General features: G+C 36.7%; 11 protein-coding genes. 9 read left to right on the top strand and 2 right to left on the bottom strand.

The genetic code is table 11. The annotated features are described in order from the left end of the window. Positions 1–602: 602 nt before the first annotated feature. Positions 603–1448, bottom strand: coding sequence for a nuclease-related domain-containing protein (locus ACFQU5_RS04705; protein WP_390285257.1), 846 nt, complete (start codon positions 1446–1448; stop codon positions 603–605). Positions 1449–1858: 410 nt separating this feature from the next. Between ACFQU5_RS04705 and ACFQU5_RS04700 the strand changes: the two genes are divergently transcribed. The 5 genes from ACFQU5_RS04700 to ACFQU5_RS04680 all read left to right on the top strand — a co-directional run bounded on the left by ACFQU5_RS04700 (position 1859) and on the right by ACFQU5_RS04680 (position 7853). Further along, positions 1859–3598 carry a 2-oxoacid:acceptor oxidoreductase subunit alpha gene (locus ACFQU5_RS04700; protein WP_390285255.1) on the top strand — a complete coding sequence of 580 codons (1740 nt, stop codon included), beginning with the start codon at positions 1859–1861 and terminating at the stop codon, positions 3596–3598. Continuing rightward, positions 3598–4464 (top strand): 2-oxoacid:ferredoxin oxidoreductase subunit beta, encoded by an 867-nt coding sequence (locus ACFQU5_RS04695; protein WP_390285253.1) that lies wholly within the window; start codon positions 3598–3600, stop codon positions 4462–4464. The genes ACFQU5_RS04700 and ACFQU5_RS04695 overlap by 1 nt, the downstream gene beginning before the upstream one ends. A 338-nt stretch (positions 4465–4802) precedes the next feature. Continuing rightward, complete coding sequence (locus ACFQU5_RS04690) at positions 4803–5501, top strand: RraA family protein (protein ID WP_390285251.1); 699 nt, start codon at positions 4803–4805, stop codon at positions 5499–5501. Positions 5502–5517: 16 nt separating this feature from the next. Next, the gene (locus tag ACFQU5_RS04685) at positions 5518–6387 is read left to right on the top strand and encodes an NAD(P)-binding domain-containing protein (RefSeq protein ID WP_390285249.1); all 870 of its coding nucleotides are present in this window, start codon (positions 5518–5520) and stop codon (positions 6385–6387) included. Between the two features lie 107 nt (positions 6388–6494). Further along, entirely contained in the window at positions 6495–7853 is a 1359-nt protein-coding gene (locus ACFQU5_RS04680; protein ID WP_390285247.1) for a CitMHS family transporter, read from the top strand. 114 nt (positions 7854–7967) lie between these two features. On the opposite strand, the gene ACFQU5_RS04675 is transcribed toward ACFQU5_RS04680, so the two are convergent. Continuing rightward, positions 7968–8831: a MurR/RpiR family transcriptional regulator gene (locus ACFQU5_RS04675; protein ID WP_390285245.1), complete on the bottom strand. Its 864-nt coding sequence runs from the start codon at positions 8829–8831 to the stop codon at positions 7968–7970. Positions 8832–9252: 421 nt separating this feature from the next. Between ACFQU5_RS04675 and ACFQU5_RS04670 the strand changes: the two genes are divergently transcribed. Genes ACFQU5_RS04670 through ACFQU5_RS04655 form a run of 4 tightly spaced genes read left to right on the top strand, consistent with a single transcriptional unit; the run spans position 9253 to position 13766 of the window. Next, entirely contained in the window at positions 9253–9927 is a 675-nt protein-coding gene (locus ACFQU5_RS04670; protein ID WP_390285243.1) for a GntR family transcriptional regulator, read from the top strand. Then, complete coding sequence (locus tag ACFQU5_RS04665; protein ID WP_390285241.1) at positions 9924–11099, top strand: iron-containing alcohol dehydrogenase family protein; 1176 nt, start codon at positions 9924–9926, stop codon at positions 11097–11099. The genes ACFQU5_RS04670 and ACFQU5_RS04665 overlap by 4 nt, the downstream gene beginning before the upstream one ends. A 4-nt stretch (positions 11100–11103) precedes the next feature. After that, the gene (locus ACFQU5_RS04660) at positions 11104–12579 is read left to right on the top strand and encodes an aldehyde dehydrogenase family protein (RefSeq protein ID WP_390285239.1); all 1476 of its coding nucleotides are present in this window, start codon (positions 11104–11106) and stop codon (positions 12577–12579) included. Positions 12580–12614: 35 nt separating this feature from the next. After that, the gene (locus tag ACFQU5_RS04655) at positions 12615–13766 is read left to right on the top strand and encodes a CaiB/BaiF CoA transferase family protein (protein WP_390285237.1); all 1152 of its coding nucleotides are present in this window, start codon (positions 12615–12617) and stop codon (positions 13764–13766) included. The last annotated feature ends 1 nt before the right edge of the window (position 13767 follow it).

Genomic DNA, 13767 nt, shown 5'->3' with positions numbered 1-13767 from the left:
TGAAGCTATGGAAGAAAATGTCTTTTGCAAGGTAAATGAAGGACGTTTCGGTGGAAGCAACGAAGGAAACTGTCTATTAGAAGGCGGATGAAGGACATTTCAGCAGGAGCAACCAAAGAAACTGTCTTTCATAAGGAGGATGAAGGACATTTCGGCAGAAGCAACGAAGGAAACTGTCTTTCATGAGGAGGATGAAGGACATTTTGGTAGAAGCAACGAAGGAAACTGTCTTTCATGAGGAGGATGAAGGACATTTTGGCAGAAGCAACGAAGGAAAATGTCTTTCAAAAAGCGGATGAAGGACGTTTCGGCAGGAGCAACGAAGGAAACTGTCTTTCATAAGGCGGATGAAGGACATTTCGGCAGAAGCAACGAAGGAAACTGTCTTTCATGAGGAGGATGAAGGACATTGCGGCAGAAGCAACGAAAGAAACTGTCTTTCATAAGACGGATGAAAGACGTTTCGGTGGAAGCAACAAAGGAAAATGTCTTTCATAAGACCAATGAAGGACATTTCAGAAAAAGCTACAAAGAAAATGTCTTTCAGCAGTATCCTCTACTTTATAGAGAATCCCCATTCTAAGTACTACTACGTGGAGTTTTTATTGATAATAAAGCCACTGACGAACACCAACTTTTGTGTAATGGTTGTCTAAAATTCGATGTATTCTCTTTTTAAAGTCTACTATTTTACACCATTCAGATATTTTGTTAGTTGTGATTTTTTCATTTGGAAAGAGTAGTTTAAATTCCTCAACACTTCGCAGTACGGCCGCTATTACCTTTTCCTCGTATTTGCAATTGGTACAGATACATTTATGGCGTTGGATGATGACTGAAAAAGAATGACACGTACCACAGGTAATACCTTTCCGTAAACTCTGATATTCATAAGATGGGAACTGTTGATAAGGATTTTCGTTGATATTTACGGATATTAATTGTTCTGCTAGCTTTTTATGTTTTTCATGAATTTTGCTTTGTACGTTATTAAGTTTTTCAATAAAACGATTAATCTGGTTTGGGAAAAGAAAGGGTTTATCTGGAGGGGCTTGAAACAAAGTGAATTCAGGGTTAATAAATACGACAAACGATTGAATCTGCATGGCATGATTAAATTTCTGTAAAAGTTGACGGAGCAAAGAATCCGTTCGAGCTAATTGGAGCAAGGGATTGGATATCTCTTTATCAGGTTTACTTTTCTGAACAAGACGATCATCTTTGAATATATAATCCCCTTCATAATTCTTTATCTCAAAAACATAAATTTGATTGTTCATAATTAAAAGAGAGTCAATTTGAAATGTTTGATTGTTTACCTTCAGAAGTAAATCATTCAAAACTAAACAATCACATTTGAGGGTTTCAAGCCACTTATCGAATAGTAACTCTCCTTCATATCCCTTTTTAAGGCTATAGTAAGTTTGATTCGTTTTGGGCAACTGCATCCGGTTGTTTAGATACTTTATGATCGTCAGCTCTTGAGGTTCCTCACGAGTTCTGTAAAACAGTTTTTCTCATGCTTTCATCTTCTCAATTTAATTATATTTTAATAGAAATAAATCTAAAAATCCTACATCGACTAGAAAATAAATTTTTGCCATTATCTTTCACTGTGAAATTATAAAATTATCACGTAAAGTAGTGTAGGATTGAAGATTTAAAATTGAAATCACGGAAACTTACTAGCATAGTGATTACATGACTGTTACTACAGTGTCAACAATCTCGTGAACAATGTTTCCGTCAAAGGTCTGATTTTCGAAGAAATCCAGTTTTTACAATAGTTTATGTAAAATGTTCGTGTTAAACTAATGAAGGAAAAATATATAAAAACCGTTTTTAAGGAGTTGTTATCATGTTACATCAGCTTTCATGGAAAGTCGGTGGGCAGCAAGGTGAGGGTATTGAGAGTACTGGTGAAATTTTCTCAATGGCCATGAATCGTTTAGGTTACCACCTTTACGGCTATCGTCATTTCTCTTCACGTATCAAAGGTGGCCATACGAATAATAAAATTACTGTCCGACCTACGGAAGTTCGTTCAATCGCGGACGATTTAGATATATTAGTAGCATTCGACCAAGAAACAATTGAAGTTAACTATAAAGAGCTTACTGGAAAAAGTATTATTCTAGCGGATGCGAAGTTCAATCCGGTACAGCCGGAAGATTCCAAAGCGCCTGTTTTCGTCGTTCCATTTACTGAAATTGCAACAGAATTAGGAACTTCCTTGATGAAAAACATGGTTGCCATTGGTGCAACTTCAGCTTTATTAAATTTAAATACGACTGTATTCCAAGGCGTGGTCGATGAAATTTTCGGCCGCAAAGGGGAAGAAGTCGTTAAGAAAAATATGGACGCAATCCAACAAGGATATAACGTGATGTGTGAGCTTTTGGGCGACCGCGTTGGTGAGTGGGAACTTGCTCCTGCTGATGGCAAACGCCGTATGTACATGATCGGGAACGATGCAATCGCTTTAGGTGCACTTGCAGCAGGTTCACGTTTCATGGCAGCTTACCCAATTACGCCAGCTTCTGAAATCATGGAGTATCTAATAAAAAAACTTCCGAAATTCGGTGGAGCGGTTATCCAAACAGAGGATGAAATTGCAGCAGCAACAATGGCAATCGGTGCTAACTACGGTGGTGTGCGTTCATTCACTGCTTCAGCCGGTCCTGGTTTATCGCTTATGATGGAAGCAATCGGCTTATCTGGTATGACCGAGCAGCCTTTAGTGATTGTGGATACGCAGCGTGGCGGGCCATCGACAGGTCTTCCAACAAAACAAGAGCAATCTGATTTAATGGCGATGTTGTACGGTACACATGGTGAAATTCCGAAAGTTGTGATCGCACCTTCGACTTTAGAAGAAGCATTCTTTGATACAATCCAAGCATTTAACATCGCTGAGGAATTACAATTACCTGTCATCATTATGACAGATTTACAATTATCACTTGGTAAACAAACGACTGAACCATTTGATTATAGTAAAATCGAGATTCGCCGCGGGAAAATCGCTTTCGATGACCTTGAACCAGCAGAAAATAAAGATTACTTCATGCGTTATGAAAACACAGAAGACGGTATTTCGACACGTGTGTTCCCGGGTACAGCAAACGGGATTCACCACGTGACAGGTGTTGAGCATGACGAGACAGGTAAGCCAAGTGAGGCTGCAGGAAATCGTGAAGTTCAAATGGACAAGCGTTTCCGCAAGCTGGAAAAGTTAAATTTCAATACGCCAGTTCACGTAAATGCGCCTCATGAGGAGCCAGACGTGTTACTAGTAGGATTTAACTCAACTCGCGGAGCACTTGAGGAAGTTCAAGAGCGTCTTCATAATGAAGGCGTGAAAGTGAACCATGCGCACATTCGTTTACTATTCCCATTCCCATCACAGGAAATGGCTTCATTAGTAGACAAAGCGAAAAAAGTAATTGTTGTGGAAAACAACAAAACATCTCAATTGGCTAATATCATGAAAATGAATATTGGCGGTCATAACAAAACGCACAGCATCACGAAATATGACGGTACACCGTTCTTGCCTCGTGAGCTAGAAAATAAAGTAAAGGAGCTGCTTGACTAATGGCAACTTTTAAAGATTTTCGTAACTCAGTGAAACCGAACTGGTGCCCAGGCTGTGGTGACTTCTCGGTGCAAGCGGCCATTCAACGCGCTTCAGCAAATGTTGGCATCGAGCCGCATGAATTAGCAGTAGTTGCTGGGATCGGCTGTTCAGGTCGTATCGCGGGTTACATTAATTCTTACGGATTCCACGGAATTCACGGCCGCGCGCTACCAATCGCACAGGGTCTTAAAATGGCAAACCGTGATTTAAACGTAATCGCGTCAGGTGGAGACGGAGATGGATTTGCCATTGGGATGGCCCATACAGTTCATGCCATCCGTCGCAACATCGATGTGACTTACGTTGTCATGGATAACCAAATCTATGGTTTAACGAAAGGGCAAACTTCACCGCGTTCAGCACAAGGTTTCATCACGAAATCAACTCCTGGTGGGGCAATCGAACCTTCATTAAAACCATTGGAAGTGGCATTATCGGCAGGTGCAACATTCGTGGCACAAGGTTTCTCAACTGACATCAAAGAGTTGACAGCTTTAATCGAAGCTGGGATCCAACACAAAGGATTCTCTTTCATCAACGTGTTTAGCCCATGTGTAACATATAACAAAATCAACACGTACGAATGGTTCAAAGAAAACTTAACAAAACTAGCTGATATCGAAGGCTACGATGCTCAAAATAGAGAGCTAGCAATGCAGACAGTAATGGAAAAAGAAGGCCTAGTAACAGGTATCATCTACCAAGATCTTGAAACAAAATCTTACCAAGAAAAAGTACCAGGCTACTCAGAACAACCATTATCAGAATTAGATATGAACCTTAGCGAAAATCAATTTAACGATTTAGTGAAAGAATTTATGTAAGAATAGAGGAGCTCCCATCGACTTTGATGGGAGTTTTTTTTGATTTTTTGTTGACTCGCGAGAATCTAGCCACTTTTTGTCGAAATTCAGCCACTTCCTTCCATTTTCCCGCCAACTCCCATTTTCATTTATACTACAGCCATAAAAAATTGAAACTACCAACAAAATCTATAACGAGTTGTCGGTATTACATGAGCAGCTCTAAATTTTCTGAATCTGAAGAAAATTAAAATAACAATATTGACATTATTATGTTCGGTGATATACTCTTAGAAAGTAATAAATTTTACTTTTTTACTAATAAAGTAAAAATATATACATTCAAGGAGGATTACAAGATGGAATTAGACATTAAAGAATATCCAGAGCTTCTGGCCGACGATGTAATTGTAAGGGCTTCCAAACTAGGGTCTGCTTTATTATGTGATGGTATGTTGGATTTAGGAATTCCTATGGAAGGTGCAATGGAAGCTGATATTCTCCCTGTAGCTCCCTCTATGGCTACTGTAGGAACTGCTTGCACTGTGGACACATCAAACGGTGATAACCTTCCGATACATCTAGCTTTATACACTGCAAAACCTGGATACGTCTTGGTGATAAGTGGAAAAGGACATAAAGATCACGCCTACATTGGAGATTTAATGATTTCAACAGGAAAGGCTATAGGTCTAAATGGAATTATTGTCGATGGTAATATCCGTGATCGGGAAGCAAGTATTAGTTTGGGATTTCCTGTATTTGCCAAAGGTTTTATGCAAAGAGGACCAATTAAACAGAATCCTGGTGAAATCAATTCTCCAGTTCACTGCGGTGGACTTCTAGTAAACCCTGGAGATTTAGTCGTTGGTGATGCAGATGGGGTTACGGTTGTACCAAGAGACAGAATTGAGGAAGTACTTGTTAAAGCAGAAAAGAAAAATGAATACGAAAAAGTGCGTAGAGAACAAATTTCTTCTTTTGAAAATGCACGCCTAAATGGAGAAACGTTACCTGAATTAGCTCCTGACTGGGTCAAAAAAATGTTAAATCAATAAAAAGGATGTGTACAAAATGATTGTAGGATTTCTAGGATTTGGAGAAGCTGGTTCAAACATTGCTACAGGATTAAAAGAGGAAGGTATTTCTGATATCTATGCTTTTGATGTTTTATATTCTAAGGAGGAATTCAGAGATAAATTAGAAGAAAAGGCAGAGCTTGCAGGAACAGTGTTTTTAGAAGAGGCAAAGGAAGTTGTTATAAAAGCACATATTATTTTTCTTGCTGTTCCAGCCAACTTTGCAATGGATTCAACTACTAATATCGTTGACTCCTTAAGTAAAGGGAAGATATTTGTTGATGTGACGACAGCAAGCCCGCAAGAAAAAAAGGAAATTTCTCAGCTTGTCGTTGAAAAAGGTGCATCTTACGTAGATTCAGCTATGTTGGGTGCATTACCTAAATACAAACATAAAGTACCAATGCTAATAAGTGGAAATGGTTGTGATCAATTAATCCAGGATATGAAAGCGTTTAACATGGATTTAACTAAGATTAATGAAATGCCTGGTGCTGCGACAAGCATCAAATATATTCGCAGTATCGTTACAAAGGGCTTACAAGCGCTCCTAGTAGAAGCATTGCAAACTGCACAGCATTTTTCAGTAGAAGATGTGGTTGTCGATTCTATCATTGAATCCATGGACCTACCATTTGAGGAAATTATTAACCGCTATGTGGGTAGTGTAATTATTCACTCAAACCGTCGAGTGCATGAAATGGAAAACGTGCTATATATGCTTAACCAAGCAGATCTGCCTTCAACTATGACCGAGGCCACAATGAAAAAAATACATTGGCTAGAACAAACGAATGCTAAAGAAAACTTAGGTGGCAACATGCCAAAGGATTGGAAGTATACAATAGAACATTGGGGATTATAAGTTCTTACAATTTTTTTATGAGAGGATACGGTTCTGGAAGCTCTAATACTTAATCGGCAAACTTTGTCTAATATAGAATCATTTGATAACGGGGGATGGGATACAAAATGCTAAGCCTTATTGCATATTTAATGATTATTATCTTTATGGTACTAGTTATCACTAAGAAATTAACTGCTTTCAATGGTTTAATCGTAAGTTCGATCGTAGCTGGTATTGCAGCTGCCTTGGTGAATGGGCAAGACATATCAATTATATTTGAATGGATAAAGGAAGGTTTGTTTGTATCAGTAGATGAATCAGGTGAAGTTAGCCTAGGTACGATTAACTCAGCTATTATGATTTTGTTCGCAATTCTCTATTTTAGTTTAATGATGAATGTGGGATTATTTGACCCTCTTTGTACCTACTTAATCAGGAAAGCAAAGGGTGACCCACTTAAAATTTTACTAGTTACAGTATTAACAGCATCTGTTGTTACATTGGATGGTGATGGGACGACTACAATTTTAATCATTACAGGTGCCTTTGTACCGTTATACAAGCGGATGGGGTTAAAGCTTTCGTATTTAGCGATGCTTATCATTATGCCAACAACGATTGGTAATATTCTACCTTGGGGTGGACCATTAGCAAGAGCTTCAGCCGTAATTAATGTTGAAGTAAATGAATTATTCGTGACATTCTTACCTGTCATGTTAATCGGCTTTGTATATTGTATATTCTTAGGCTACTTCTTTGGGATTAAAGAAAGAAAAAGATTGGGCTATGTTGCTGGTAAAACAGAAATTGTTACGAAAGAACAAATTGAGGAAATGTGCAATTCCATAACAAATACAGATAAAGAGTTTAAGAGACCGAAATTATTTATCTTTAATTTAATTTTAACACTTCTTATGATGTATGCATTGATTGAAGGAATTACAAGTGGTGCTATCATATTCTTAATTGGTACAGCGATTGCTCTAATAGTAAACTATAACGAAAAGGATCAAAAGGATAGATTAGTAGAAAATGCTGGCGATGCTTTATTTGTATCTTCTATTATTATTGCAGCCGGTGCATTTATTGGAATTTTCACAGGAAGTGGAATGGCCGATGCCATCGCGAATAGTTTAATTAGTATTATTCCCGAATCAATGGGTGGTCATTTACCAATATTCTTCGCATTTATTGGGGCGGTTGCTTGTTATGCATTACCAGTAGATGGATATTATTTTGGAATTCTTCCTGTTGTTGTACCAATTGCTGAAGGATTTGGTATTACACCTACAGAAATTACGATGTCAGCGCTTATGGGCCAAGCAATTCGATATGCAAGTCCGCTAGTTCCATGGTTATTCTTACTAATCGACAGAACAGAAATGACCTTTGGAGATTATCAAAAATTATTCTTTAAATGTGCAATCCCATTATTCTTTATTTTCCTGATTAGTTCATTATTGATAGGTCTATTCCCACTATAGTATAAATAGAAGAATTTGGGGCCAATGACAACTCAATTCTATAAAGAAAAGAGAGTTTAATATATTTTTACGCATTTAAGAAAGCTTGGAATTCTTCCTCTTCCAAGCTTTCTTTTATATATTATCATGCATCATACTATCCAATAGTTTCAAATTAAGCTCTGATTCTTGAAGATTTTCTTTTGCATAATCTTGATTTTGTATAGTGCAAACTCCAATAATGATTTCTGCAATTAAAGAAGAGGCCATCATTGAATTACGAAAATCAACACTTTCCCGGTCGGCGATAAAAAGGTAATCCGCATGCTTAGCAAATGGGGAATGATAACCATCAGTAATCACAACCACTTTTGTCCCTTTTTCATGCACAAGATTGCCAATTTTATATGTCGCTTTCGAGTAACGTGACATTCCAAATATAAATAACATATCCTCATGCGTAATACGGCGAATTTTTTCAGGTATATCCCCGCTATTTGAATCTAAAAAATTACAATTATTAAAGATTCTATCTAGATTAAAACTAAAATTGTGCGCTACTCCAAAGCTGCTTCTTGTTCCTACCACGTATATATTTCGGCAATATTTAATCTGTTCAACCACTTTTAACACCTGCTCATAATCAAGCTTATCATAGGTATTTGTGATATTTTTGAGAACTCTTTGCGTAATTTCCATCATTAAATTGCTTTTGGAAGAGGCTTCTAGCATATTAATTTCCATTTTAGTAGATGGCACAGTGGAACTTTTTAGAAAATTTTGCAAAGTATGCTGAAAATCAGTATATCCTGTATAGCCTAAAAAAAGAGTTAATCTCACAATCGTCGTAGTGCTTATATCTAATGTTTGAGCGATTTGTTCGATTGTAGAAAACGCAGCTTCCATTGGGTTTTTCAAAATATAATCTGCCGTTTTCTTTTGCAGATTGGTCAGATTATCCATTTTTTCTTCTAATTGTCTAAGAACATTTACCGTCATTTAGAAACCACCTTTAATAATCCCTTTCAATTTTCAAAACTTGTGAAGAGACATTGCGTTACATAAGTTGTATTTTGATTATTCTATCATATAAGTTTAGCCAATCTCTATCTATCGTAACCGAATCATAGTCCTTATCTGTTATTTATCTTCTAGTAAATAATAAATGTAAAAATTATAGATATCTAGATCAAATATTAAGTCAACACGTGAGAGAAATGGAAATTATAAATGGTGAAATCACAGTGAATACGAAGAGGTTACCGATTTAATATAATTTGTTATCCAACCGGTGTTTGTCTGTATTTTCTACATAGCGATATAAATATTGTACAAAATGTAAAAAAATACTTGTGTTGTTTCTTTATAGGTGTTAGCATAATAGTATGCTGTCGACAGTATATTGTAGGAGGAAAACAGTATGTGTGCACAATTAGAAAGAGTTCAGCCATTGTATGAGCAGTACTATGCCTTATTAAAGAATAGAATAATGACGAATGAGTATCCACCAAATGCGAGGCTAATAGATACTCAGTTAGCAAAAGAGTTTGGTACCAGTAGAAGTCCTATTAGAGAAGCTTTAAGAATGCTTGAACAAGAAGGTTTATTGGTTAATAATAAAGGAATTTTAACGGTCTATGAACCAACACTGATTGATTTAGTTGAACTGTATAAAGTACGTTCGGGTCTAGAGTATTCTGCTGTATATTGGGCAACTGAATATCAAACCGAAGAATTTATAGTAGCCTTAGATGATTGCTTAAAAAAAACCAAGGAAGCATTAAATGAAAAGGATTATGAAACTGTTATTCAACTTAATACGAAATATCATGATTTAATTTTATATGCCTCCAAAAATTCTAGGTTAATTGAAATGATGGAAAAAATTAGATCCTTAATTTTACTTTATAGAAACATTTTGTTTTTAGATTTTGATCTTGATTACAATTTTATAGAAGACCATGAGCGCGTTTGTAATTTTATCAAATCCAAAGATTCCAAGAAATCAGCGGAATTTATGGTAGACCATATCAATAACGATATTGCTTACTTTAAAAAGGTTTTTAATAAAAAAAATAGGAGTGAATTAGTATGAGTCATTTATCATGTTTTCCTACGAGGTTATTAATTGGAGAAAATGCTTTAAATCAAGTAAATGATGTATTAAAAGAATTTGGAACAAAAAATATTCTATTAGTTACAGATAAGGGACTTACAGCAGCCGGAATTGTTGATAAGGTCGTCGATTGTATTAAGAATTCGGGAGCTGATATTACTATTTTTAATGAAACTAAACCAGAGCCGACAATTAGTAACTTTAAATCCGCATTGGAACTTGCAAAAGGAATTGATATAGATTTAGTAATCGGCCTAGGTGGGGGAAGTGCCATCGATTTAGCAAAAGCAGTTGCTTTACTATTAAAGCACGATAAAGAGTTTTTAGAATTTGTAGGAATTAATAAAGTACCTTCACCAGGACTGCCAACTATTATGATTTCAACTACTTCCGGAACTGGATCTGAAGTATCTAAGTTTGCAGTATTGACGGATGAAGAAACACATTTGAAAAGTGTTATCGCAAGTCCAAACATTGTCCCAACAGTAGCGGTCGTGGATCCTGCTTTAACTTATACATTACCTCCAGTTATTACAGCGCATACTGGTTTAGATGCCTTGGTACACGTGATCGAAGGTTATCTTGCTCAAAGAAATTCCAACTTTAGTAATGAGTTGGCATTAGTAGGGTTGAAGAAAATTTGGAATCATATTGAGGCTGCATATGAGGACGGCTTAGATAAGGAAGCAAGATACGAGATGGCAATTGGAAGTATGATTGGTGGTTTAGTTCTTAACACGACGGACGGGGCTGGTATGGTACACGGTTTAGCATTTTCACTTGGTGTATATTGTAACTTGCCTCATGGATTATCCAATAGTTTGATGCTACCATACACATTGAAATACCTTGCTCCATATTGCGAAGAAGAATTGGTTACCCTGGCCAAAAATGTAAATATCGTAGGAGATTCAAATACGCAAACAATTGAACGATTTATTGAGGAAATTATTCAGTTACAGAAAAGATTAAATCTTCCGATTACATTAGAAGAATTGGGAATTGAAGAAAGCTTGCTAGAAACACTAGCAGAAAGTAGTTACACTCAGGAACGATTACAATCGAACTCTCCAAAGAGATTAGAAAAAGATGAACTCTTGGCGATTTTTAAACAAGCATATAATGGTCAAATAATTTTAAATGAGGGGTGATTCGATGAAGGTCTTATTTCAGGAAGCTACAGTGAACTTACTAAAAAATGTACAGGATGAGTTAGGGGCTGTACACCAGTTTATAGGTGGTGCGTATATTACTGGAGAAAAAACGGGTGATGTTATTTTCCCGTATGATGGTCAACCAATTTTTACATTTTATAAGTCTAGTACTCAAGATGTAGAAGAAGCAATTTCGCTTGCAGAGAAAGCGCTACCAAGTATGAAAAAGCTAACTCTATATGAGAGAGCTGAAATATTATCCAAAACAGCCAATATCCTTGAAGAACATATCGATTCCATTGCCAAAATTATAGTTTATGAAACAAGTAAAACTCTAAAAGATGCTATAGGTGAAGTTACTAGAGCGATTTCTACTTTTCGTTTCTCTGCAGAGGCTACAAAATCATTACACGGTGAGACGTTACCTTTAGATGCAATGTCGGGAGTTGGCAAACGTTTATCATTTATTGTTCATGAACCCATCGGAGTAGTCGGTGCCATTACAGGGTTTAATTTCCCGATTTTGTTGGCAGCACATAAATTAGGCCCTGCATTTGGAGCAGGAAATACGGTAGTTTTAAAACCTTCCCCTGGCACGCCAATCTCAAGTATAGTACTTGCTTGGGTATTGCAACAAGCAGGGTTGCCGATGGGTGCGTTATCAGTTGTAAATGGTGATGTTGAAGTTGGAGAGGCAATAGTAAAAGATCCGCGTATAGCTGTTATTTCATTTACTGGTAGTAGTTTAATTGGGCGTAAAATTAGCCAGCAAGCCGAATATAAAAAAGTATTACTAGAATTAGGCTCAAATGCAGCAACTATTATTGATTCTGTAGAGAATTTGGAAGAAGTGGCAGAAAAGTTAGTAACGGGCGGATACGGGGCAAATGGCCAATCCTGTATCTCAGTTCAAAGAATTATAGTAAACAAACAATTATCGTGTGAATTAACTGAAATATTAAAAAATAAAGTGTCGTTATTAAAAGTAGGTAACCCATTTGATAAAGAAACAAATGTATCCGCTTTATTTACTCAAAATGCTAACCAACGCATTACAGAGTGGATTGAAGAAGCACTGCATAGTGGAGCAAAACTTGAGGTTGGCGGTAAAATTGAAAACCAGATTTTCTTACCAACCCTATTATCAAATGTTTCTTCTGAAATGAGGGTTTTTAAAGAAGAAATCTTCGGTCCAGTCATTTTAGTTACTACGTACGAATCATTTGATGAAGCAATTGAATTGGTAAATGATTCAAGGTACGGGCTACAAGTTGGAGTATATACGACGAATTTACCGCATGCACTAAAAGCGATAGATGAGATTAAAGCCGGAAGTGTGCATATTAATGAGATTTCAAATTTCAGGCCGGATCATATGCCATATGGTGGTTATAAAGAGAGCGGTATTGGCAAAGAAGGACCACAATCGGTATTGGATGAGTTAACAAATAAAAAAGTCGTAAGTTTTAAACTATAAATGTATAAACAACTGAAAAGTCGAGGTGAAAGGGTTTGCAAAAGTCAGCGTTAGAAGGATTACGTGTACTTGAGTTAGGATCATTAATTGCTGGACCGTTTGCTGGGAGAATTTTTGCAGATTTCGGTGCAGAGGTTATTAAAGTTGAAAATGAAAAAGACGGTGATCCATTACGCGTATGGAGGGAAGTCGAGGATGGCACAAGTTTATGGTGGTATGTTCAGTCTCGAAATAAAAAATCAGTCGAAATTAATTTGAAGTCGGAACAAGGTCAGCGTTTTATTAAAGAAATTGTAAAGGATATCGATATTATCATTGAAAATTTTAGACCAGGTAAATTAGAAGAATGGGGCATTGGCTATGAGGATTTGAAGAAAATTAATCCAAAACTTATCATGGTCCGTATTTCAGGGTTTGGTCAAGACGGTCCCAAAAGTAAATATCCAGGTTTCGGTTCAATCGGTGAAGCGATGGGAGGATTAAGATATCTTACTGGATATCCAGACCGTCCACCTACACGAGTAGGTCTCAGTATAGGGGATTCCATTGCTGGACTATATGGAGTTATAGGTGCTTTAATGGCAGTTTACTATAGAGATAACAATTCTGATTTTGAAGGGCAATGTGTAGATGTTTCATTATATGAATCTATCTTCAGTTTAACTGAAAGTTTGGTGCCTGAGTATGATCGAAAAAAAGTAATCCGCGAAAGAAGCGGCAGTACTTTACCAGGCATTACCCCTTCAAATACCTATGAATGCAAAGATAATCAATATGTTGTAATAGGAGCAAATGGAGATTCAATTTTCAAGCGCTTAATGTTACTAATCGGAAAAGAGGAGATTGCAAATGATGAACGATTTAGTACAAATGCTTTAAGAAATTCACATGCGGAATACTTGGATGGCGTTATTGCTGAATGGACAGAATCTAAGGAAATTGACGCAGTCCTTGATTTACTAAATGAAAATGGTATCCCTGCTGGAAAAATTTATAGTGTAAAAGATATTATAGAAGATCCTCATTACAATGAAAGAGAAATGATTTTGGATGTTGAAACACCAATTGGACCATTAAAGATGCCTGGTATTGTACCGAAATTAAGCAATTCTCCTGGCAAGGTAAAATGGGCAGGTCCTGAACTAGGTGCAAATAACACGGAATTTTTGAAATTAAATAAAGTGTGAA

Origin of the sequence: Ureibacillus sp. GCM10028918, from assembly GCF_042666115.1 — a bacterium.
Classification (GTDB): Bacteria; Bacillota; Bacilli; order Bacillales_A; family Planococcaceae; genus Ureibacillus.
This window is presented reverse-complemented; position numbering and strand designations above follow the sequence as displayed.